Source organism: Pseudomonas sp. TNT3, assembly GCF_010095445.2.
Taxonomy (GTDB): domain Bacteria; phylum Pseudomonadota; class Gammaproteobacteria; order Pseudomonadales; family Pseudomonadaceae; genus Aquipseudomonas.
In genome coordinates this window covers 46,822-71,005 of the sequence record NZ_WFGV02000034.1, presented here as the reverse complement: position 1 = coordinate 71,005, position 24,184 = coordinate 46,822, and the positions used below count along the sequence as shown (strand labels likewise).

20 protein-coding genes are annotated in these 24,184 nt (G+C 57.7%); 2 read left to right on the top strand and 18 right to left on the bottom strand.

Going from position 1 to position 24,184, the window contains the following annotated elements; genetic code table 11:
- The 18 genes from tilS to rpsB all read right to left on the bottom strand — a co-directional run.
- Positions 1-723, bottom strand: a 723-nt coding sequence (gene tilS / locus GBC55_RS19590; protein ID WP_247266954.1) for a tRNA lysidine(34) synthetase TilS, incomplete at its 3' end; no start/stop codon positions are given.
- Between the two features lie 133 nt (positions 724-856).
- Entirely contained in the window at positions 857-1,804 is a 948-nt protein-coding gene (locus GBC55_RS19585; RefSeq protein ID WP_162440996.1) for an acetyl-CoA carboxylase carboxyltransferase subunit alpha, read from the bottom strand.
- A 152-nt stretch (positions 1,805-1,956) separates the two neighbouring features.
- Positions 1,957-5,478, bottom strand: a complete 3,522-nt coding sequence (gene dnaE, locus GBC55_RS19580) for a DNA polymerase III subunit alpha (protein ID WP_162440997.1) — start codon at positions 5,476-5,478, stop codon at positions 1,957-1,959.
- Positions 5,479-5,554: 76 nt separating this feature from the next.
- A complete protein-coding gene (rnhB, locus tag GBC55_RS19575; protein ID WP_162441002.1) occupies positions 5,555-6,181 on the bottom strand; it encodes a ribonuclease HII in 627 nt (208 codons plus the stop codon).
- Positions 6,182-6,195: 14 nt separating this feature from the next.
- Complete coding sequence (gene lpxB, locus GBC55_RS19570; RefSeq protein ID WP_162440998.1) at positions 6,196-7,323, bottom strand: lipid-A-disaccharide synthase; 1,128 nt, start codon at positions 7,321-7,323, stop codon at positions 6,196-6,198.
- A 2-nt stretch (positions 7,324-7,325) separates the two neighbouring features.
- On the bottom strand, positions 7,326-8,102 hold the full coding sequence (gene lpxA, locus GBC55_RS19565; RefSeq protein WP_162440999.1) for an acyl-ACP--UDP-N-acetylglucosamine O-acyltransferase: 777 nt from the start codon (positions 8,100-8,102) through the stop codon (positions 7,326-7,328).
- Positions 8,099-8,539: a 3-hydroxyacyl-ACP dehydratase FabZ gene (gene fabZ, locus GBC55_RS19560; protein WP_007907157.1), complete on the bottom strand. Its 441-nt coding sequence runs from the start codon at positions 8,537-8,539 to the stop codon at positions 8,099-8,101. The genes lpxA and fabZ overlap by 4 nt, the downstream gene beginning before the upstream one ends.
- 108 nt (positions 8,540-8,647) lie before the next feature.
- On the bottom strand, positions 8,648-9,703 hold the full coding sequence (lpxD, locus tag GBC55_RS19555; protein ID WP_162441000.1) for a UDP-3-O-(3-hydroxymyristoyl)glucosamine N-acyltransferase: 1,056 nt from the start codon (positions 9,701-9,703) through the stop codon (positions 8,648-8,650).
- A 3-nt stretch (positions 9,704-9,706) separates the two neighbouring features.
- The gene (locus tag GBC55_RS19550) at positions 9,707-10,210 is read right to left on the bottom strand and encodes an OmpH family outer membrane protein (protein WP_008028980.1); all 504 of its coding nucleotides are present in this window, start codon (positions 10,208-10,210) and stop codon (positions 9,707-9,709) included.
- Between the two features lie 45 nt (positions 10,211-10,255).
- A complete protein-coding gene (gene bamA, locus GBC55_RS19545) occupies positions 10,256-12,631 on the bottom strand; it encodes an outer membrane protein assembly factor BamA (RefSeq protein ID WP_194691225.1) in 2,376 nt (791 codons plus the stop codon).
- Positions 12,632-12,705: 74 nt separating this feature from the next.
- Positions 12,706-14,058 carry a sigma E protease regulator RseP gene (gene rseP / locus GBC55_RS19540; protein WP_162440144.1) on the bottom strand — a complete coding sequence of 451 codons (1,353 nt, stop codon included), beginning with the start codon at positions 14,056-14,058 and terminating at the stop codon, positions 12,706-12,708.
- Positions 14,059-14,114: 56 nt separating this feature from the next.
- Positions 14,115-15,305, bottom strand: coding sequence for a 1-deoxy-D-xylulose-5-phosphate reductoisomerase (ispC, locus tag GBC55_RS19535; RefSeq protein WP_162440143.1), 1,191 nt, complete (start codon positions 15,303-15,305; stop codon positions 14,115-14,117).
- On the bottom strand, positions 15,302-16,108 hold the full coding sequence (locus GBC55_RS19530; protein ID WP_162440142.1) for a phosphatidate cytidylyltransferase: 807 nt from the start codon (positions 16,106-16,108) through the stop codon (positions 15,302-15,304). Before GBC55_RS19530 ends, ispC begins: the two co-directional genes overlap by 4 nt.
- Entirely contained in the window at positions 16,108-16,863 is a 756-nt protein-coding gene (gene uppS, locus GBC55_RS19525; protein ID WP_162440141.1) for a polyprenyl diphosphate synthase, read from the bottom strand. The genes GBC55_RS19530 and uppS overlap by 1 nt, the downstream gene beginning before the upstream one ends.
- A 13-nt stretch (positions 16,864-16,876) precedes the next feature.
- A complete protein-coding gene (gene frr / locus GBC55_RS19520; protein ID WP_131059158.1) occupies positions 16,877-17,434 on the bottom strand; it encodes a ribosome recycling factor in 558 nt (185 codons plus the stop codon).
- Entirely contained in the window at positions 17,431-18,174 is a 744-nt protein-coding gene (gene pyrH / locus GBC55_RS19515) for a UMP kinase (protein ID WP_003172271.1), read from the bottom strand. Before pyrH ends, frr begins: the two co-directional genes overlap by 4 nt.
- A 211-nt stretch (positions 18,175-18,385) precedes the next feature.
- A complete protein-coding gene (tsf, locus tag GBC55_RS19510; RefSeq protein ID WP_162440140.1) occupies positions 18,386-19,249 on the bottom strand; it encodes a translation elongation factor Ts in 864 nt (287 codons plus the stop codon).
- Between the two features lie 191 nt (positions 19,250-19,440).
- Positions 19,441-20,178 (bottom strand): 30S ribosomal protein S2, encoded by a 738-nt coding sequence (gene rpsB / locus GBC55_RS19505; protein ID WP_003219330.1) that lies wholly within the window; start codon positions 20,176-20,178, stop codon positions 19,441-19,443.
- 373 nt (positions 20,179-20,551) lie between these two features.
- Between rpsB and map the strand changes: the two genes are divergently transcribed.
- Both map and GBC55_RS19495 read left to right on the top strand, forming a co-directional pair.
- Complete coding sequence (gene map / locus GBC55_RS19500; RefSeq protein ID WP_162440139.1) at positions 20,552-21,334, top strand: type I methionyl aminopeptidase; 783 nt, start codon at positions 20,552-20,554, stop codon at positions 21,332-21,334.
- A 58-nt stretch (positions 21,335-21,392) separates the two neighbouring features.
- Positions 21,393-24,095, top strand: a complete 2,703-nt coding sequence (locus GBC55_RS19495; protein ID WP_162440138.1) for a [protein-PII] uridylyltransferase — start codon at positions 21,393-21,395, stop codon at positions 24,093-24,095.
- Positions 24,096-24,184 lie beyond the last annotated feature (89 nt).

Here is a 24,184-nt window from a genome sequence, read left to right as displayed (position 1 = left end):
GGCCAGGTCGATTTGCGCCAGGTCATCGAGCAGGCCTTGCGCCTCGCTCAGATGCGCGGCGCTGCGAGCCATGGTCGCCACGGCTTGCGGCCAGCGCTCGGTCAAGACCGGGAACACTTGATGCCGCAGGTAATTGCGCGAGAACTGTCGGTCCTGATTCGAAGGGTCTTCGATCCAGCTCAACTGATGCTCAGTTGCGTAAGCCTCAAGCTCGGCACGCGGGATATCCAGCAACGGACGCAAAAGGTGTCCACGCCCCAGAACCCGCTTGCCAGGCATGCCGGACAAGCCCCTCACCCCTGCCCCGCGCAGTAGCCGAAACAACAGGGTTTCCGCCTGATCATCGCGGTGTTGCGCGGTCAGTAGCAGTTCATTCGCTTGAGTGGCTTGAAGGAAGGCGCCATAGCGCGCCTCACGGGCTGCACGCTCGAGACTGGCACCGGACTGAACCTGAACGCGGGCCACCTGTAGCGGTACGCCCAGCGCATCGCAAATCGATCGACAATGCTCCGGCCACCCGTCAGCAGCAGCCTGAAGGCCGTGGTGGACGTGGATCGCTCTTAAAGCCGGAAGGGATTCGGTTTTCGCGAGGTTCGCGAGAAGGTGCAGCAGGACGGTGGAGTCGAGGCCACCGGAGAAGGCGATGCGCCAGGTTGTGGCGTTGCGCCAGGGGGTTAGATTCAGCAGAAGCCGGGAAGGCAAATCAATCGTGGGCTGATCCATATCTTTCCCTTTGCACAAATCAAATGTGGGAGCGGGCCTGCTCGCGATTGCTGTTTAACGACCAACAGATTCGTTGAATGTTAAACCCTCATCGCGAGCAGGCTCGCTCCCACATGGGTACTGCGCGCCCGGCTTAGAGACCGTAGCTCATCAAACGCTCGTAGCGACGAGTCAACAGCGCTTCGTTGTCGAACTTCTTCAGCATCGCCAGTTGCGAGCTCAGCTCGGCACGGATCGAGGCCGCCGCCGCCGCCGGGTCGCGATGCGCGCCGCCCAAAGGTTCGCCGATCACCTTGTCCACGATACCCAGGCCTTTCAGGCGCTCGGCGGTGATGCCCATGGCTTCGGCAGCATCCGGTGCCTTTTCGGCAGTTTTCCACAGAATCGACGCGCAACCTTCCGGCGAAATCACCGCATAGGTCGAATACTGCAACATGTTCAACTGATCGCAGACGCCGATTGCCAGCGCACCACCAGAACCACCCTCACCGATTACGGTAGCGATGATTGGGGTTTTCAGGCGGGCCATCACACGCAGGTTCCAGGCGATCGCTTCACTCTGGTTGCGCTCTTCAGCGTCGATACCAGGGTAAGCGCCCGGGGTGTCGATGAAGGTCAGGATCGGCATCTTGAAACGTTCGGCCATTTCCATCAGGCGGCACGCTTTGCGATAGCCTTCAGGACGCGGCATGCCGAAGTTGCGGCGCACTTTCTCGCGCACTTCCCGGCCTTTCTGGTGACCGATGATCATCACCGGCTCATCATCCAGGCGGGCAATGCCACCGACGATGGCAGCGTCGTCGGAGAAATGACGGTCGCCATGCAGTTCATCGAACTCGGTGAAGATGTGCTCGATGTAGTCCAGGGTATAAGGACGTTTCGGGTGACGTGCCAGACGCGCGATCTGCCAGCTCGTCAGCTTGCCGAAGATGTCTTCGGTCAACGTGCTGCTTTTGTCCTGAAGGCGGGAAATCTCATCGCCGATATTCAGCGAATTGTCATTACCGACCAAGCGCAACTCTTCGATCTTGGCTTGCAGGTCGGCGATCGGCTGTTCGAAATCTAGAAAATTCGGGTTCATAGGCGTCCGTCTTGGGTCGACGTCCAAGTGAGCTTGGGTCGGCCGGTTGTCTATTCGCGCCCTACCTTAAGGGACAGGCGCGTTCAGGTCGAGATTAAAAATTGGGGTCTGGATCAGGGCGCGTTCCAATGGTGAAGAATGGCACCTGACCGTTAACGGTATTGGAGGAAGACGTTGTCTCTTCCGAACTGGTCACGCAAGGCTTGAATCAACGCATCCGCCGGGTCGATTCGCCAGGTCTCGCCGAACTGCAGCAAGGCCTTCGCATCGGGGCTTGTGTACTCCATGGTGATCGGGCAGGCGCCGCGATGACGCTTGAACAACTCGCCCAACCAGCGTAGCTGATCGCCTTTCAAGTCTTTGGTCTGCAGCTTCAACCGCAAGCTTTCCGCCAGGTTGGTGCGTGCATCCTCCATGCTCATTACCCGCTTGACCCGCAACCGCAAGCCACCGGAAAAGTCATCGTTGCTGACTTCACCTTCCACCACCACCATCGCGTCGGTCTGCAACAGCGACTGCGCCGAGTGGAATGCTTCGGCGAACAGCGAGGCTTCGATCCGGCCAGAACGATCGTCGAGGGTGATGAAACCCATCTTGTCGCCTTTTTTGTTCTTCATCACACGCAAGGCGATAATCATCCCGGCGACGGTCTGAGTATCCCGGGCCGGCTTCAGGTCAATGATGCGCTGGCGGGCGAAACGACGGATCTCGCCTTCATATTCGTCAATCGGGTGACCCGTCAGGTACAGACCCAAGGTATCTTTTTCGCCCTTCAAGCGTTCCTTGAGGGTCAACTCCTTCGCCTTGCGATGATTGGCGTAGACGTCGGCATCTTCCTCGACAAACAGCCCGCCAAACAGGTCGGCATGCCCGCTGTCGTGGGTGCGAGCGGTTTGTTCAGCAGCCTTGATCGCCCCTTCCATCGCGTTCAGCAAGACCGCACGATTCTGGTCGATGCTCGCTTGATAGGCTTTCGGTTCGTCGTGGAAATAAGGACCCAGACGATCCAGCGCACCACTGCGGATCAAACCGTCCAGGGTGCGCTTGTTGATACGCTTGAGATCGACCCGGGCGCAGAAATCGAACAGATCCGTGAAGGGGCCGTCCTGACGCGCTTCGGTAATGGCTTCAACCGGGCCTTCACCCACCCCTTTGATCGCGCCGAGGCCATAGATAATCCGGCCTTCTTCATTCACCGTGAACTTGAACTCGGAGGTATTCACATCCGGCGCGTCGAGACGCAGCTTCATGGTGCGAATTTCTTCGATCAAGGTCACGACCTTGTCGGTGTTGTGCATATCCGCCGACAGCACCGCCGCCATGAATGGCGCCGGGTAATGCGTTTTCAGCCACGCCGTCTGATACGACACCAGGCCATAAGCAGCAGAGTGAGACTTGTTGAAGCCGTAACCGGCGAATTTCTCTACCAGGTCGAAAATGTTACCGGCCAGGTCCGCGTCAATATTGTTGGTCGCGCAACCCTCAATAAAACCACCGCGCTGCTTGGCCATTTCCTCGGGCTTTTTCTTACCCATGGCCCGACGCAACATGTCCGCACCACCGAGGGTGTAACCGGCCATGACCTGCGCAATCTGCATCACCTGTTCCTGATACAGGATGATGCCGTATGTCGGGGCCAGGACGGGTTTCAGTCCTTCGTACTGGTAGTCCGAGTGCGGGTACGCAAGTTCGGCGCGACCGTGCTTTCGGTTGATGAAGTCGTCCACCATGCCCGATTGCAGTGGCCCCGGACGGAACAGGGCCACCAGTGCGATCAAATCTTCCAGGCAGTCGGGCTTGAGCTTTTTGATCAGCTCTTTCATGCCTCGCGACTCAAGCTGGAACACCGCGGTTGTTTCGGCTTTTTGCAGCAGTTGGTACGTCGGCTTGTCGTCCAGCGGGATGAATGCGATGTCCAGCGGCGCTTCATCGACCTTGGCGCGGTCACGATTGATGGTTTTCAACGCCCAATCGATGACCGTCAACGTGCGCAGACCGAGGAAGTCGAACTTCACAAGGCCAGCAGCCTCAACGTCATCCTTGTCGAACTGGGTTACCAGGCCATCACCGGCCTCGTCGCAATAGATCGGCGAGAAGTCAGTCAGCTTGGTCGGTGCGATAACCACACCTCCCGCGTGCTTGCCGACGTTACGCACAACGCCTTCCAGCTTGCGGGCCATCTCCCAGATTTCGGCGGCCTCTTCATCGACCTTGATGAAGTCACGCAGGATTTCTTCCTGCTCGTAGGCTTTTTCAAGGGTCATGCCGACTTCGAAGGGGATCATCTTCGACAAACGATCCGCCAATCCGTAGGACTTGCCCTGCACCCGCGCCACGTCACGAACCACCGCTTTCGCCGCCATGGAACCGAACGTGATGATCTGGCTTACCGCGTTACGGCCGTATTTTTCGGCAACGTACTCGATAACACGGTCACGACCGTCCATGCAGAAGTCGACGTCGAAGTCGGGCATCGATACCCGTTCCGGGTTAAGGAAACGTTCGAACAGCAGGTCGTATTCCAGCGGATCGAGGTCAGTGATCTTCTGCACATAGGCCACCAGCGATCCGGCACCCGATCCACGACCTGGGCCTACCGGCACGCCGTTGCTCTTGGCCCACTGGATAAAGTCCATAACAATCAGGAAGTAACCGGGGAAGCCCATCTGGATAATGATATCCAGCTCGAAATTCAGCCGATCGACATACACCTGACGCTTGGCGTCGTAGTCTTCGGTGGTGTCCTTGGGCAAAAGAACGCTAAGGCGATCTTCGAGGCCATCGAATGAGACCTTGCGGAAGTACTCGTCGATGGTCATGCCATCGGGAATCGGGAAGTTTGGCAGGAAGTGCTTGCCCAGCTTCACTTCGATATTGCAGCGCTTGGCGATCTCTACAGTGTTTTCCAGTGCTTCGGGAATGTCACTGAACAGCTCATGCATTTCCTCGGCGCTTTTGAGGTACTGCTGATCGCTGTAATTTTTCGAGCGTCGCGGATCGTCGAGGGCACGGCCTTCACCGATGCAAACGCGGGTCTCGTGAGCGGCGAAATCTTCCTGCTTGATGAAGCGCACATCGTTGGTCGCCACCAGTGGCGCACCGATTTTCTCCGCCAGGGCCACGGCGCCATGCAGTTGCTCTTCATCGTTCGGACGATTGGTACGCTGGATTTCAAGATAGAAGCGATCCGGAAACACCGTCATCCATTCACGCGCCAGGGCTTCCGCCTCTGCCGGATTGCCGCTCAACATCGCCAGGCCGATCTCGCCTTCTTTGGCGGCCGACAGCATGATCAAGCCTTCGCTGGCCTCGGCAACCCACTCACGCTCGATGATGATCGAGCCATTGCGCTGACCGTCAATGAAGCCTCGGGAAATGAGTTCGGTGAGGTTACGGTAACCCACGGCGTTCATTGCCAGCAGGCTGATCCGGCTCAAGGCGTTGTCCGGATCCTTGTTCGACAGCCACAGGTCGGCACCGCAGATCGGCTTGATCCCTGCGCCCATGGAGGCTTTGTAAAATTTGACCAGCGAACACATGTTGTTCTGGTCGGTAACCGCTACAGCAGGCATGTTCATGCCGACCAGAGTCTTCACCAGCGGTTTGATCCGCACCAGACCGTCGACCAGGGAATACTCAGTGTGCAGGCGTAGGTGAACGAATGAAGCCGGCATAGTGATCCTGTCTAGTAACGTGAAAACAACAAGGCCCGGATTGTACCGGGCCTTGGCAAAAACATCAGCCTTGCAACTAACTCACGATGAGACTTTCCCGCGCCTCGTACGCCAGACGTACCGGGGCAAAGGAGCGCCGGTGAATCGGCGTAGGACCCAGGCGGGCCAACGCTTCCAGATGAACGGGGGTTGGGTAGCCTTTGTGGCCGCCGATGCCATATCCCGGGTAAATCAATTCGAATGCCGCCATCTCACGGTCGCGACTGACCTTGGCCAGAATCGACGCAGCCGCAATGGCCGGCACTTTACCGTCGCCTTGTACGACGGCTTCGGCGCGCATGGACAACTTGGGGCAACGGTTGCCATCGATCATTGCGAGCTTCGGCTGAATGTGCAGACCTTCGATTGCGCGCTGCATGGCGAGCATGGTGGCGTGAAGGATGTTCAGCTCGTCGATTTCCTCGACTTCAGCCCGAGCGATACACCAGCTCAAGGCTTTTTCGCAGATTTCGTCATAAAGCTTTTCACGACGAGCCTCGGTGAGCTTTTTCGAGTCGTTCAACCCCAAAATAGGTCGATTCGGGTCGAGGATTACCGCGGCCGTGACCACTGCACCGCAGAGCGGACCGCGACCAACCTCGTCAACGCCAGCCACCAGGTCTTCCACCTCAGCGACCAGCGTGAAGTCCAGGCCCATCTGCATGCTTGCTTTACTCATTATGATTTGCCGATCAGTTTCAGTACCGCGTCCGCCGCCTGATTGGAGGCGTCCAGGCGCAAGGTATGGTGGATTTCGTCAAAGCCGCGAGTCTGCTCTTCGCCGCCTTCAATCAATGGGGACAAAGTCTGGGCCAACGCTTCGACCGTCGCATCATCCTGCAGCAACTCGGGCACCAACAAGCGTTGGGCCAACAGGTTCGGCAAGGATACGTAAGGACTCTTCACCATTCGCTTGAGAATCCAGAACGTCAGCGGCGCCAATCGATAAGCCACAACCATCGGCCGCTTGTACAGCAACGCTTCAAGCGTAGCGGTTCCGGAGGCAATCAACACCGCGTCGCACGCTGCCAACGCCAGGTGAGACTGGCCATTGAGCAAGGTCAGCGGTAGATCTCGACCGGCCAGCAACGCCTCAAGCTGTGCGCGGCGCTCGGGGTTGGCGCACGGCATGACGAACCGAACGCCCGGACGCATGGCTCTCAGGCGCTGAGCCGTATCGAGGAACAACGCCCCCAAACGACCGACTTCCCCCCCGCGGCTGCCAGGCATCAACGCGACCAGAGGCCCATCCGGCAATCCGAGTTCGGCCCGTGCCGCAGCACGATCAGCTTCGAGCGGGATCGCATCGGCCAGCGAGTGGCCAACAAATCGCACCGGGACGCCCTTCTCTTCATAGAATTTCGCTTCGAAGGGGAACAGCGTCAGCATCAAGTCGCAACCTTCGCGAATCTTCAGCACGCGCTTCTGTCGCCACGCCCAAACCGACGGGCTGACGTAATGCACGGTTTTGATCCCGGCCTGACGCAGCTTGAGCTCGATGTTGAGATTGAAGTCAGGGGCGTCAATGCCGATGAACACGTCTGGCTTTTCGGCGATGAGGTCGTTGATCAGCTTTTTGCGGCGTTTGAGCAACTCGCGCAGCCGGCCCAGCACTTCCACCAGGCCCATGACAGACAGACGTTCCATTGGAAAATACGAGGTCAGGCCTTCGGCCTGCATCAACGGGCCGCCGACACCGATGAACTCGACCGCAGGATGCTGAGCTTTGAGTGCACGCATGAGACCGGCACCCAGAATGTCACCGGAAGCCTCTCCCGCCACCAGCGCAATACGCAAATTAGCCATGATTAACGAGTTATGCCGCGAGTCGAAGACTGGATGGAGTCACGGAACACCGCAACTTCCGGGAACTGTGCCGAAGGCTCGGCCAGCTCGGCGAGTGCCTGATCAACCGTCAGGCCCTGGCGGTAAACCACCTTGTAGGCACGGCGCAGGGCATGGATCGCATCTTCGCTGAAACCACGACGACGCATACCTTCGAAGTTCATGCTGCGTGCTTCGGCAGGGTTGCCGAACACTGTGACGTACGCTGGAACGTCCTTGCCGATGGCTGTACCCATGCCGGAAAAGCTGTGGGCGCCGATATGGCAATACTGGTGAACCAGGGTAAAGCCGGAAAGAATCGCCCAGTCTTCAACGTGCACATGGCCCGCCAATGCGGTGTTGTTGACCAGAATGCAGTTGTTTCCGATAACGCTGTCGTGGCCGATGTGGGCGTAGGCCATGATCAGGTTATGGTCGCCCAGGGTCGTCTCCGAACGGTCCTGGATGGTGCCACGGTGAATCGTCACGCCTTCGCGTATGACGTTATGGTCACCAATGACCAGACGTGTTTCTTCACCCTTGTATTTCAAATCAGGGGTGTCTTCGCCTACCGAAGAAAACTGATAGATGCGGTTGTGCTTACCAATTCGGGTCGGGCCCTTGAGAATCACGTGTGGCCCGATCACTGTCCCCTCGCCTATTTCCACACCTGCGCCGATGATCGACCAAGGGCCGACCTCGACGTCGGCGGCCAGAATGGCCGTCGGATCGATGATTGCGCGAGGGTCAATCAAACTCATAGCTTGCGTTCCGCGCAGATGATTTCAGCGGAGCAAACTGGTTTGCCGTCGACCGAAGCCTGGCACTCGAACTTCCAGATCTGGCGCTTGCAGCTCAGGAATTTGGCTTCAAGGATCAACTGATCGCCAGGCAATACTGGCTGGCGGAAGCGCAGCTTGTCGGAGCCGACGAAATAGTAAAGGGTGCCATCGGCAGGCTTTACGTCGAGCATTTTGAAACCAAGGATCCCGGCAGCCTGAGCCATCGCTTCGATGATCAGCACGCCCGGCATGATTGGATGCGCAGGAAAGTGACCATTGAAGAACGGTTCGTTGATGCTGACATTCTTGTAGGCGCGAATGCGCTTGCCTTCCACATCCAGATCCACGACCCGGTCCACCAGCAGGAACGGGTAACGGTGAGGCAGGTATTCGCGAATCTCGTTGATGTCCATCATTTCGGGGGGAAGCCTATGTAAAGATTGGGGGCGCGCGACTGACGCACACCCCTCTAGCAAATCAAGGAGGCAGTCTAGCGGCTGTGCACACTTGATATGGAAATGGTATCAGCCATCTGATGAAGCATTACCGTCAGGGGTCACTTCCCCTACACGCTTTTCCAGCTGTCGCAGACGCCGCGCGATGTCATCGAGCTGACGGATGCGTGCCGCGCTTTTGCGCCACTCGGCAGCGGGTTGCATAGCCGTACCGGAAGAATAGGAGCCCTTTTCGGTAATCGAGTGGGTCACCATGGTCATTCCGGTAATGAAAACGTTGTCGCAAATCTCGATATGCCCGACCAGACCTACGCCACCGGCAAGCATGCAGTGCTTGCCGATCTTGGTGCTGCCGGAAATCCCAACGCACGCTGCCATGGCGGTGTGATCACCTATCTGGACGTTATGGGCAATCTGAATCTGATTGTCGAGTTTCACGCCATTACCAAGGACAGTATCGGCCAATGCACCACGGTCAATGGCGGTGTTTACGCCAATCTCCACGTCGTCACCTACCAGAACACCTCCAATCTGGGCGATTTTCTGCCATACACCTTTCTCGTTGGCGAAACCGAAACCCTCGCCTCCCAGTACAGCGCCTGACTGAATCACTACCCGCTTGCCGATGCGAACGTCGTGGTAAAGCGTCACTCGCGGAGCCAGCCAGCCGCCCTCGCCAATTTCGCAGCGCGCGCCAATAAAGCAATGAGCGCCAACGGTTACACCGGCCGCAATACGCGCAGCACTTTCGATCACCGCAAATGCACCGATGCTCGCTGCCGGATCAACCACTGCATCCGCTGCCACAACGGCTGTCGGATGAATACCCGCAGCCGCCTTTGGTTTAGGATCGAACAGGTGGGAAACCCGTGCGTAGGCCAGATAAGGATCAGGCACCACCAGTACATTACCCGCAAAACCTTCAGCGTCAGCGGCCTTCAGCAACAGTGCTGCGGCCTGACTGTCCGCCAGGAATTTACGGTACTGGGGGTTTGCGAGAAAGCTCAACTGAGCTGGGCCAGCCTCTTGCAAAGTGGCTAGCCCAGTAATTTCTTTCTCAGGGTCGCCACGCAGTGTGGCGCCGAGGAACTCGGCCAACTGGCCGAGCTTGATAGTCGCTGTCATGGATTACTTCAGCTGATTCATGCGCTCGATGACCTGGCGAGTGATGTCGTACTGAGGTTTGACATCAATCACTGCACCACGCTCGAAGACCAGGTCAAAAGCACCTTTCTTGATGACTTCTTCCACAGCGCTGTCCAGTTTCGGCTTGAGCTGCTTCAGCATTTCACGGTCCGCAACGGCTTTGGCTTCGTTCAATTCCTTGGACTGGAACTGGAAGTCACGGGCCTTTTGCTTGAATTCAAGTTCCAGGCGCTCACGCTCGCCTTGCTGCATTTTGTCACCACCGGCCATCAGACGATCCTGAATGCCCTTGGCGCTGCTTTCCAGAGTCTTGAGTTTGGTCAGTTGAGGACCGAACTTCTTCTCGGCATCCACGGCGTATTTCTTGGCCGCGTCGGATTCCAGCAGTGCCATTTGATAGTTCAGAACGGCGATTTTCATGTCGGCAAAAGCCGGACCTGCTACCAGTACGGTCGCCAGGAGAACCAATTGAGTCAACTTACGCACGATGCACTCCTACAAAATCCATTGTCGTTATCTTGGGTCAGACGCTTAGAACGTCTGGCCGAGGGAGAATTGGAACACTTGAGTTTCAGCGTCATCCGGTTTCTTCACTGGCATTGCCAGGGCGAAGCTCAACGGACCCAGTGCTGTGACCCAGGTCACACCGACACCAACGGAACTGGCCATGTTGCTCAGGCTGATGTCGTTGCACTTGGTACTGGACGGCGAGCCATCAGCATTGGTGGTGTCCTTGCACTGCGAATCGAACACGTTACCCACGTCCCAGAAGACCGAAGTCCGCAGCGAGCGTTGATCCTTGACGAACGGCAGTGGAAACAGCAGTTCCACGCCACCCTGGATCAGGACGTTACCACCGAACGGCAGTGGATCCTGATCCGGATCTTCGGCAGTACCCGGGTTCCGGCCACGACTCGGTGTACTGCGAGGACCCAGAGTGCTGTCCTTGAAACCACGAACCGAGTTGAAACCACCAGCATAGTAGTTTTCATAGAATGGCAAGCCATCGGTCGAACCGTAACCGTCGCCATAACCCAATTCGGTGTGCAGGCGCATGGTGTAGTTTTCGCTCAGCGGCTGGAACAACTGGCCGCGGTAATCGAGCTTGAAGAACGACAGGTCACTGCCAGGCGTAGTGGTTTCCAGGGTCAGGCTCTGGGAACGACCACGGGTAGCCAGCACACCTTTGTTCAGGGTCGACTCGGACCAGCCGGCCGACGCCTTGAAGTTCAGGTACTTGTCGCCTTCCTTGTTCACGAAGTCGAAGATTTCATCAACGGTGTAGACACCGGTCTTGATGGTGTCTTGCTGCGCGGTCAGGCCGAAGGTCAGGCGCGAAGTCTCGCTGATCGGGTAACCCACGCTCACGCCGGCACCGAGGCTGTCTACCGCATAGCTGGCGATGTCAGTTTCGAGCTCGTCATAGTCAGTGGTGCGATAGAAAGCGTTGTAACCCAGACTCACGCCATCAGTGGTCCAGTACGGGTCGACATAACCGAAGTTATAACGGCTCTGGTATTCACTGCGGGTCAAGCCGATGCTGACCTTGTTACCGGTACCCAGGAAGTTGTTCTGGGTGATCGAACCACCGAGGATCAAACCGGCGCTCTGTGCGAAACCGACACTGGCGGTAATCGAACCGGAAGCCTGTTCTTCAACGCTGTAGTTCACATCAACCTGATCGTCGACGCCTGGCACAGCTGGCGTTTCGACGTTGACTTCCTTGAAGAAGCCCAGACGCTCAAGACGGGTCTTGGATTGGTCGATCAGGTAAGTCGAAGCCCAGCCCCCTTCCATCTGACGCATTTCACGACGCAGCACTTCGTCTTCCGACTTGGTGTTACCGCGGAAGTTGATGCGGTTCACGTAAGCACGCTTGCCCGGATCGACCGCGAAGGTGATGTCGACGGTGTGATCATCGTCGTGAGGCACCGGTACGCCGTTGACGTTGGCGAAGGTATAACCCTCGTTACCCAGGCGACGCGTGATCAATTCGGACGTGGTGGTCATCAGCTTGCGCGAGAACACTTGGCCTTTCTGTACCAGCAGGAGCGACTTGACCTGGTCTTCAGGGACTTTCAGGTCACCGCTCAACTTGACGTCACGAACGGTGTATTTCTCGCCTTCGTTGACGTTAACGGTGATGTAGACGTGCTTCTTGTCCGGGGTAATGGACACCTGGGTCGAAGCGATATCCATGTTGATATAGCCGCGGTCCAGGTAGTAGGAACGCAGACGCTCCAGGTCACCGGAAAGCTTTTCCCGAGCATACTTGTCATCGTTCTTGAAGAACGAGAGCCAGTTGGTCGTCTTGAGTTCGAAGAGGTCGATCAGGTCTTCATCCGGGAAGACGGTGTTACCCACCACGTTGATGTGCTGGATAGCTGCGACGGTACCTTCGTTGATGTTGACCTTCAGCCCGACACGGTTGCGCGGCTGCGGCACCACTTCGGTATCAACGGTCGCCGAGTAACGGCCCTGAGCGACGTATTGACGCTGCAGCTCGTTACGCACGCCTTCGAGGGTGGCACGCTGGAAGATCTCGCCTTCAGCCAGACCGGACTGCTTGAGGCCCTTCATCAGGTCTTCAGTGGAGATCGCCTTGTTGCCTTCGATCTCGATACTGGCGACCGACGGACGCTCGACTACCGTGATGACCAGGACGTTGCCATCGCGGCCCAGCTGGATATCTTGAAAGAAACCGGTTTTGAACAACGCACGAGTGGATTCCACCAGGCGACGATCGTCCGCCTGCTCGCCGACGTTCAACGGCAAGGCACCAAAGACGCTACCCGCGGAGACCCGCTGGAGGCCATTGACGCGAATATCAGAGATAGTGAAGGACTCGGCGTGAACTTCGGCGATCATCAATACGGTGAGAACCGCAGTTAGCAGCAGACGTTTCATGAAGTCCTTTCTTATTCCAACTGGCAATAAACAAACTGCCGCAAAATGCGGCAGATTCGCAATTCAGCGAAGTGTTACAGACGACCCAAATCATTGACCAGAGCGAGCAACATCACCCCGACCACCAAACTGATGCCGATCTGTATCCCCCAACCCTGCACCCGATCCGAAAGGGGGCGACCACGCGCCCACTCGATCAGATAAAACAACAAATGCCCCCCATCCAGTACCGGAATGGGCAACAAATTCAGAACACCCAGGCTAATACTCAGATAAGCAAGGAAATTCAGGAAATCAGCGACGCCCGACTGGGCAGAAGCGCCCGCCACTTTAGCAATGGTTATCGGTCCACTCAAGTTTTTTACCGAGAGCTCACCGAACAACATTTTCTTTAGCGAATCGAGGGTCAGTACGCTCATGGTCCAGGTGCGTCGAGCTCCCTCCCCAATCGCGGCCAGAGGACCGAAACTGACTTCACGGATCATCTCTGGTGGCCAATCGACAGCCTTCACCCCCGCCCCAAGGTAGCCGCTCGGCGCCTTGCTCTCGCCGCGAGCCGCGAGAGTAACAGGGACGTCGATTTGAGCACCGTCGCGCTCGACGCGCAGCAGGATTTTGGCATCAGGACGCAAGCGAACGGTATCAACCACTTGCTGCCAGTCATCGAACGATTTGCCGTCAAGGGCCAGCAATCGATCGCCAGTCTTCAGGCCAGCGGCCTGTGCCGGGCCTTTCGGGTCGATTTCTGCCAATACCGGCGGCAACGCTGGACGCCACGGACGAATACCCAACGAGCGAATCGGATCAGGCTCATCGGCACCCTTCAGCCACTTATCCAGCACGAGCTCACGAGGCGAATCAGCCGTGGAGCCCTGGTCGCGGACCAGTAACTGCAGCGAACCACTTTCCCCCAGTCGGCGCACCAATTGCAGATTGACCGCGGCCCAACCGGAAGTCGGCTCTCCATCAATGGCAACAATTTCCTGACCTGCGGCCAGGCCCGCCTTGGCGGCGATGCTCCCCGACTCGACGCCACCAATGACAGGGCGCACCTGGTCGCTGCCCAGCATGGCAAGCACCCAGAAAAAAAACATCGCCAACAAGAAGTTGGCTATCGGGCCCGCCGAGACAATAGCGATGCGCTGGCGTACGGTTTTGCGATTGAAGGATTGATCGAGCTGATCGGCTGGCACTTCGCCTTCGCGCTCATCCAGCATCTTGACGTAGCCACCCAGGGGAATGGCGGCAACCACAAATTCCGTACCCTGCTTATCGTGCCAGCGCAGCAGCGGCATACCGAAGCCTACGGAGAAACGCAGCACTTTTACGCCACAACGACGCGCGACCCAGAAATGGCCGAACTCGTGGAAGGTGACCAGCACACCCAACGCTACCAGGGTGCCGACAATCATATAGAGCGCGCTCATTTACTTTCTCCGCATTCCTGTTCAGTGCTGCATGGACCCGCGTAAAGCAACACTTGCTACCGCCCGTGACGACTCAACCATTGCTCTGACAGCACACGCGCCTTGGCGTCTGCCGTGAACACTGCCTCGAGATCATTCACCGCAACGACAGGTTCCAGATTCAAGACTTCTTCGATGATACTCGCGATTTCCAGGTAACGAACCCGCCCATCGAGAAACGCCGCGACAGCCACTTCATTCGCCGCGTTCAGCATGGCTGGCGCACTATCGCCCGCCTCTGCCGCCTGACGCGCAAGGCGCAGGCACGGGAAACGCTCTTCATCGGGCGCCTGAAAATCCAGGCGTCCAATGGCAAACAGATCCAGCGGCGCCACGCCCGAGTCGATGCGCTCCGGCCAGGCCAGCGCGTTGGCGATCGGCGTGCGCATATCAGGATTGCCCAACTGCGCCAGTACCGACCCATCGATGTAATCGACCAACGAATGAATCACGCTCTGCGAGTGAATCACCACTTCTACCTGGGACGGCTTGGCGTCGAACAACCAGCAGGCTTCGATCAGCTCGAGCCCCTTGTTCATCATGCTGGCCGAATCCACGGAAATCTTGCGACCCATGGACCAGTTAGGATGGGCGCAGGCTTGTTCCGGCGTGACGTGGACCAATTCGGCGAGCGGCGTCTGGCGGAACGGTCCGCCCGACGCTGTCAGCAAAATCCGACGAACACCTACCTGCCCCAGGCCACGAGCGAAATCTCGCGGCATGCACTGGAAGATCGCATTGTGCTCGCTGTCGATCGGCAACAGCACCGACCCGCTCTTGCGCACAGCCTGCATGAACAGAGCACCGGACATCACCAGTGCTTCTTTATTGGCCAGCAGGATTTTCTTGCCGGCCTCGACCGCCGCCAGGGTCGGACGCAACCCCGCGGCACCGACGATTGCAGCCATGACCGCGTCCACTTCTGGATCGGAGGCCACCTGACACAAGCCTTCCTCGCCGACCAGCACGCGTGTCGATAGGCCAGCAGCACGAAGATCATCCTGCAGAGTGCGAGCTGCAGCGACCTCAGGCACCACGGCAAACCGAGGTGAATGCTTGATACACAGCGCCAGCAGCTCACTCAAACGAGTGAACCCGCTCAAGGCAAACACCTGGAATCGATCAGGATGACGGGCAATGACGTCGAGCGTGCTCAGACCAATCGAACCCGTCGCGCCCAGGACAGTAATCAGTTGTGGGCGGCTCACGGTGCCGCCATCCACAACAACACTGCAAACACTGGAATAGCCGCGGTCAGACTGTCGATGCGATCCAGTACACCCCCGTGACCGGGCAGCAGGTTACTGCTGTCCTTGATCCCGGACTGGCGCTTGAACATGCTCTCGGTCAGGTCACCCACGACTGAGATAAACACGATCACAGCGGCACCCACCAAGCCTTTGAGCAGCTCCGCCACCGTCCAGTCGCGAACAAGACCGACGATGGCGGTGATCACCAGGCTGAGCGCCAGGCCGCCGTAGACACCTTCCCAACTCTTGCCAGGGCTGACCTGTGGTGCCAGCTTTCGCTTACCAAAGGCACGCCCGGAGAAATAGGCACCGATATCAGCACCCCAGACCAACACCATGACCGCCATGATCAACCAGTTCCCCAAAGGCTCCTGTTTGATCAGGATCAAGCCTTGCCAAGCCGGCAGCAGCACCAGCAAGCCGATCACCAGCTTGCTGGCTGCACTGGCCCAATGGCCACTGGAACGTGGATACGTCAACACCAGGTAGGTCGCAACGCCCCACCACAGCACCGAAGCGCCCAACACCCATGGCGCCAGCCCGGGCAGGATGTGCATAAAGAACAGCATCACCGCGACGACCGCCGCATAGGCAACGCGAATCGGCTGCTCCTCGAAGCCCGCCAGGCGAGCCCATTCCCATGCACCCAAGGTCACGACCAGGCCGATGAATAGCGCGAAACCGGAACCTTCAAGAAGGAAGAAGCCGCATAGGGCTATCGGAAGCAGGATCAGTGCTGTGATGATTCGTTGTTTAAGCATTAAGCCCGGGCTCCAGCTTCAACCTGCTCGCTCGTTTTACCGAAGCGGCGCTGGCGCGAAGCGAAATCGGCCAGCGCTTTGCGCATGGCGTCGTGTTTGAAGTCCGGCCAGAACAGGTCGGAGAAGTACAGCTCGGCGTACGCCAGCTGCCACAGCAGGAAGTTACTGATGCGATGTTCGCCACCCGTACGAATGCACAAGTCAGGCATCGGCTGATCGCCTGTAGCCAAACAGGTCTGCAGCAGATCCGGCGTAATGTCTTCCGGACGCAGATGACCTGCCTGAACTTCACGCGCCAGACGCTGCGCCGCTTGGGCGATATCCCACTGGCCACCGTAGTTGGCGGCGATTTGCAGAACGAGCCGGTTGCCGCCCACCGTCATCGCTTCAGCCTCGCGCATGGCGGCCTGAAGCTCTGGATGGAAGCGCGAGCGGTCACCAATGATGCGCAAACTGATGCTGTTGTCGTTGAGGCGCTTGGCCTCGCGACGCAACGCCTTGAAGAATAACTCCATCAAGGCGCTGACCTCATCTGCAGGGCGCTGCCAGTTCTCGCTGGAGAAGGCGAACAGGGTCAGAACCTCGACCTTCGCCTCGGCACACACCTCAATCACCGCACGAACCGCGTCAACACCCGCTTTATGCCCGGCGACACCGGGCAAAAAGCGTTTTTTCGCCCAGCGGTTATTACCATCCATGATAATCGCGACATGGCGCGGCACCGCGAAGGGTGCAGTCTGCTTAGTCTTTTCCATGAAAACGTGACCCTTATACGGCCATCAGGTCCGCTTCTTTCTGCTTAGTCGCCGCGTCGATATCGGCCTCAGCCTTATCGGTGAGCTTCTGGATATCGGCAGCAGCACGACGTTCTTCGTCTTCGCTGATTTCCTTGTCCTTGACCAGTTTCTTGAGATCGCCAAGCGCATCGCGACGAATGTTGCGCACAGCAACACGAGCATCTTCTGCGGCGCTGCGGGCCTGCTTGGTGAAGCCCTTACGGGTTTCTTCAGTCAGGGCAGGCATGGAGATCAACAGCAACTCACCCAGGTTGGTCGGATTGAGGTTCAAACCGGCGCTCTGGATTGCCTTGTCGACCGCCGCAAGCATGTTGCGCTCAAACGCCACGACCTGAAGGGTCCGGGAGTCTTTGACCGTGATGTTGGCTACTTGGGTGATGGAAGTGTCTGCACCGTAGTACGGGACCATCACGCTGCCCAGAATGCTTGGGTGAGCCTTGCCGGTACGAATCTGACCAAATGCATGGTTCAGAGAGTCCAGGGATTTCTGCATGCGCTCTTGAGCGTCTTTCTTGATTTCGTTGATCATTGTTGGCCTTCCTCGATCAGGGTCCCTTCAGCTCCGCCATGCACGATGTTCAGCAGGGCGCCGGGCTTGTTCATATTAAATACGCGCAGCGGCATCTTGTGGTCGCGGCACAGGCAAATCGCTGTCAGATCCATCACGCCCAGCTTGCGATCCAGCACTTCATCGTAGGTCAGATGATCGAACTTCTCGGCATGCGGATCTTTGAATGGGTCAGCGGTGTAGACGCCATCGACCTTGGTCGCCTTGAGCACGACATCGGCATCGATTTCGATAGCACGCAAGCACGCTGCCGAATCCGTGGTGAAGAACGGATTACCGGTACCTGCCGCAAAAATGACGACTTCTTTGGCGTTCAGATGGCGCATGGCTTTGCGACGGTCGTAGTGATCGGTCACGCCGACCATGGAGATGGCCGACATTACGATGGCCGAGATATTGGCACGTTCCAGCGCGTCGCGCATGGCCAGGGCGTTCATCACAGTGGCCAGCATGCCCATGTGGTCGCCGGTGACCCGATCCATGCCGGCCGCGCTCAGCGCTGCACCGCGGAACAGGTTGCCGCCGCCAATTACCAGACCGACCTGGACGCCGATGCCGACCAGTTGGCCAACTTCCAGCGCCATGCGGTCCAGCACCTTGGGATCAATCCCGAACTCTTCCGAGCCCATCAAGGCCTCGCCGCTAAGCTTGAGTAGAATGCGTTTATAGCGAGCCTGATAACCACTGCCCTGCTGAGCCATTGCGAATCTCTCCTGCGGCGTATTTTAAAAAAATTCTTTGCGAGCTGTTTTCAGCTGGCGTTCACTCTAGCGTGGCGCTGCTTCAGCGCCATCGGAACATGGCTTTGTAAGCCAGTTCCAAAGGGAAACCAATAAAAAATTGGTGCCCCATCTGAAAAGAGGCTGCGCGCGTGAGCGGGCAGCCTCTTCAGGGCGACAGTTGAAAACTGTCTTATTGCTTGGCGGCAGCCAGCTGGGCAGCAACTTCTTCAGCGAAGTTGTCGACCGGCTTCTCGATGCCTTCGCCTACTTTGAAGTAGGTGAAGGAAACGATTTCAGCACCGGCTTTCTTGGCCAGTTCGCCAACCTTGATTTCAGGGTTCTTGACGAACGCCTGCTCAACCAGGCTCGCTTCAGCCAGGAACTTGCTGATACGACCTTTAACCATGTTTTCAACGATGTTTTCCGGCTTGCCGGCGATCTTGTCAGCGTTGAGGGTCAGGAACACGCCCTTCTCACGCTCGACCGCTTCAGCGGAAACTTCCGATGGCAGCAGGAATTCAGGGTTGGTCGCCGCTACGTGCATGGCGATGTCTTTGGCCAGCTCGACGCTGCCGCCTTTAAGGGCAACCACAACACCGATCTTGTTGCCGTGCAGGTAACCACCAACAACGTCACCTTCGACGCGTGCCAGACGACGGATGTTGACGTTTTCGCCAACCTTGCCGACCAGAACCAGACGATCGGCTTCTTGAGCGGCGATCAGCGGAGCGACGTCAGTCAGCTTGTCAGCGAACGCTTTTTCAACGCTGGAAGCAACAAATGCCTTGAAATCGTCCTGCAAAGCCAGGAAGTCGGTCTGCGAGTTCACTTCCAGCAGAACGGCCGATTTGCCGTCTTCTTTAAGTGCGATTGCGCCTTCAGCGGCAACGTTGCCAGCTTTCTTGGCAGCTTTGATCGCGCCCGAAGCACGCATGTCATCAATGGCTTTCTCGATGTCGCCGCCAGCCTTGGTCAAGGCCTTTTTGCAATCCATCATGCCTTCGCCGGTACGCTCGCGCAGTTCTTTGACCAACGCTGCAGTAATCTCTGCCATTTCAAAATTCCTCTTGGATAGGTTTTCAACCATTCCACCCGATCGAACGGGCGTTCAATTCTTCCCGAACCACCGTGTTAGCTGCTGCACGTTACAAATGCTGTAGCTGCGCCGCTGACAGATGGTTTTCGAGGTGGCAAAAAGGGGGCCAAGCCCCCTTTTTGCTTACTGAGTCAACGCCAAGGCGTCAATTACTCAGCTGCAGCTACCGGAGCTTCTTCAACGAACTGCTCGGTGCCGCCAGCAACGTGGTTGCGACCACGGATGACAGCGTCAGCCATCGAACCCATGTACAGCTGGATAGCGCGGATTGCGTCATCGTTGCCTGGGATGATGTAGTCAACGCCTTCCGGGCTGCTGTTGGTATCGACTACGCCGATAACCGGGATGCCCAGCTTGTTGGCTTCGGTGATCGCGATGCGCTCGTGATCAACGTCGATAACGAACAGTGCGTCTGGCAGACCGCCCATGTCCTTGATACCACCCAGGGAACGATCGAGCTTCTCAAGATCGCGAGTGCGCATCAGCGCTTCTTTCTTGGTCAGCTTGGCGAAAGTACCGTCTTCGGCTTGCACTTCAAGGTCACGCAGACGCTTGATGGAAGCACGGATGGTTTTGAAGTTGGTCAGCATGCCGCCCAACCAGCGGTGATCGACGTACGGCGAACCGCAACGTGCTGCTTCTTCAGCAACGATCTTGCCAGCGGAACGCTTGGTGCCGACGAACAGAATCTTGTTTTTGCCCTGGGCCAGACGCTCTACGAAAGTCAGAGCTTCGTTGAACATTGGCAGGGTTTTTTCAAGGTTGATGATGTGAATCTTGTTACGCGCGCCGAAAATGTATTTACCCATTTTCGGGTTCCAGTAACGGGTTTGGTGACCGAAGTGCACACCGGCCTTCAGCATATCGCGCATGTTGACTTGGGACATGATAGTTCCTTAATAAGTCGGGTTTGGCCTCCACGTATCCCAATGACCAACCAGCAGCATCAGCTGAAGGCACCCAGGTCATCGTGTCGACACGTGTGTGGATTTAAGCTCTTCGGGGTATCCCCGGAAAGCGGCGCATTTTATATCATAAGGTTGCAAAAAACGGAACCCGGATTCTCAAATCCTGACGCACGCCTTTATTCGCCCCTTGGAATCGCTCAAGAATGCGCCCATCTATAGACAGATGCGATGCACAGAGGCTCAGATATGCGCTGGTCGTCTGTTAGAATCGCGTTTTTAAGGGCTGCGAAGATTGATCGCGCACCGCCCATTCCGAATTAGTTAAGCGCCGTCGAGCGCAGAGAGAGCCTGTATGACCGTCACCCTCAAGACCCCAGAGGACATCGCAAAGATGCGTGTCGCCGGCAAACTGGCCGCCGACGTGCTCGAAATGATTGCCGAACATGTCAAGCCGGGTGTCACGACCGAAGAGCTGGACCGCATCTGCCACGACTACATCGTCAATGTGCAGCAAGCCATCCCTGCCCCGCTCAACTATAAAGGCTATCCGAAGTCTATCTGCACCTCGATCAATCACGTGGTCTGCCACGGGATCCCGAACGAGAAACCGCTCAAGGATGGCGACACGCTGAACATCGACGTCACCGTGATCAAGGACGGCTACCACGGCGACACCAGCCGCATGTTCCACGTCGGCACGGTCCCCCTCTGGGCCGAGCGCCTGTCACAGATCACCCAGGAATGCATGTACAAGGCCATTGAAATCGTCAAGCCTGGCTGCCGCCTCGGGGATATCGGCGAAGTGATACAGAAGCATGCCGAGAAGAATGGCTTTTCGGTGGTCCGCGAGTTCTGCGGCCACGGCATCGGCAAGGTGTTCCACGAAGAACCGCAGATTCTGCACTACGGCCGCGCGGGCACCGGCATGGAGCTGAAAGCCGGCATGACCTTCACCATCGAACCGATGATCAACCAGGGCAAGGCCGACACCAAAGTGTTGGGCGACGGCTGGACCGCGATCACCAAGGACCGCAAGCTTTCGGCCCAGTGGGAACACACCCTGGCGGTGACCGAAACCGGTTACGAGATTTTCACCCTGCGCGCCGATGACACCATCCCGCGCGTTTCGGCTTAATAAGGGCCGCATCGCGCTCAGCCTTAGCGCTTAGTCTTACAAACAGGAAAGCCAATCAATGCCGCAGGTGGATCCAGAACTCTTCGACCGCGGCCAGTTCCAGGCTGAACTGGCCCTGAAGGCAAGCCCTATCGCCGCCTTCAAGAAGGCGATCCGCCAAGCCCGAGAGGTACTCGACGGGCGCTTTCGCAGCGGCCGGGACATTCGCCGGCTGATCGAGGATCGCGCCTGGTTCGTCGATAACATCCTGCAAAAGGCCTGGGAACAGTTCAACTGGAGCGAAGACGCCGACATCGCGCTAATTGCGGTCGGCGGCTACGGCCGGGGAGAGCTTCACCCCTATTCCGACATCGACCTGCTGATCCTCCTAGACAGCGCCGACCACGAAGTTTTCCGTGACTCCATCGAGCGATTCCTGACGCTGCTGTGGGACATCGGCCTGGAAGTCGGCCAGAGTGTTCGATCAGTCGACGAGTGCGCCGTCGAGGCCCGCGCCGACCTGACGGTGGTCACCAACCTGATGGAAAGCCGCACCATCTGCGGTCCCGAGCGATTGCGCCAGCGCATGCTGGACGTCACCAGCACCGCGCACATGTGGCCGAGCAAGGACTTTTTCCTGGCCAAACGCGCCGAGCAAAAAGCCCGCCACCACAAGTACAACGATACCGAATACAACCTGGAACCCAACGTCAAAGGCTCCCCCGGCGGCTTGCGCGATATTCAGACGATTCTCTGGGTCGCCCGCCGCGAATACGGCACCTTGAACCTGCGCGCACTGGCAGGCGAAGGTTTTCTGGTTGAAAGCGAAAACGCCTTGCTGGCTTCTTCCCAGGAGTTCTTGTGGAAAGTCCGTTACGCCCTGCACATGCTCGCGGGTCGCTCCGAGGACCGCCTGCTGTTCGATCACCAGCGCTCCATTGCCGGGTTGCTGGGTTTCGAGGGCGATGACGCCAAGCAAGCCATTGAAAACTTCATGCAGCAGTATTATCGGGTGGTGATGAGCATTGCCCAGCTCAGCGACCTGATCATCCAGCACTTCGAGGAAGTCATCCTCGCACCGGAAGACGAAGCGCCTCCGCAGCCGATCAACTCGCGGTTCCAACTGCACGACGGCTACATCGAGGCCCGCAACGACAACGTTTTCCGCCGCACCCCCTTCGCGATGCTGGAAATCTTCGTGCTGATGGCCCAGCAGCCGGAAATCAAAGGCGTGCGTGCAGACACCATTCGTCTGCTGCGTGAACACCGCCACCTGATCGATGACGATTTCCGTAACGACATCCGCAACACCAGCCTGTTTATCGAGCTGTTCAAATGCAAGATCGGCATTCATCGCAACCTGCGCCGGATGAACCGTTACGGCATCCTCGGGCGTTATCTACCAGAGTTCGGCTTCATTGTCGGGCAGATGCAGCACGACCTGTTTCACATCTATACGGTCGACGCCCACACCCTGAATCTCATCAAACACCTGCGCAAATTGCAGTACACGCAGGTGTCGGAAAAATTCCCGCTGGCCAGCAAGCTCATGGGCAAGCTGCCGAAACCAGAGCTGATCTACCTGGCCGGGCTTTACCACGATATTGGCAAAGGCCGACATGGCGACCACTCCGAAATCGGCGCGGTGGATGCCGAGGCCTTTTGCCAGCGCCACCAGTTGCCGTTGTGGGACAGCCGGCTGATCGTCTGGCTGGTGCAGAACCACCTGGTGATGTCGACAACCGCCCAGCGCAAGGACTTGTCCGACCCGCAAGTGATCCACGACTTCGCCCAGATCATCGGTGATGAAACCCACCTGGATTACCTGTACGTGTTGACCGTTGCGGACATCAACGCCACTAACCCGACGCTGTGGAACTCCTGGCGCGCGAGCCTGTTGCGCCAGCTCTACACCGAAACCAAGCGCGCCTTGCGCCGTGGCCTGGAAAACCCGGTGGATCGCGAAGAGCAGATCCGCCAGACCCAAAGCGCCGCCCTGGATATTCTGGTCCGCGGCGGCACCGATCCGGACGACGTCGAACAGCTGTGGGCACAATTGGGTGACGACTATTTTCTGCGCCACACTGCCGGCGATGTTGCCTGGCACAGTGACGCGATCCTCCAGCAGCCGGCTGATGGCGGGCCACTCGTACTGATCAAGGAAACCACCCAGCGCGAATTCGAGGGCGGCACGCAGATCTTCATTTATGCACCGGACCAGCACGACTTCTTCGCCGTGACCGTGGCAGCGATGGACCAGCTCAACCTGAACATTCATGACGCCCGAGTCATTACCTCCAGCAGCCAGTTCACCCTCGACACCTACATCGTGCTTGACACTGATGGCGACTCGATCGGCGACAATCCTGCACGGGTCAAACAGATTCGCGAAGGCCTGACCGAAGCCCTGCGCAACCCGGACGACTACCCGACCATCATCCAGCGACGGGTGCCGCGACAACTGAAGCACTTTGCGTTTGCGCCTCAGGTGACGATTCATAACGACGCCCAGCGTCCGGTGACGGTGCTGGAACTCAGCGCGCCGGACCGTCCTGGCCTGTTGGCACGGATCGGTACGATCTTTCTGGAATTCGACCTGTCCCTGCAGAACGCCAAGATCGCCACCCTGGGGGAGCGCGTGGAAGACGTGTTCTTTATCACGGACGCGAACAACCAGCCGTTGTCGGATCCGTTGCTGTGCAGCCGCTTGCAGGATGCAATCGTCGAACAACTGACCGTCAATCAGGAATCCGATATCAAACTGTCGCGCATCAGCATCTGAAACTACCTATTCCCCCTGTGGGAGTGCCCCCCTGTGGCGAGGGGATTTATCCCCGTTGGGCTGCGAAGCAGTCGTAAAGTTTTCAGGGC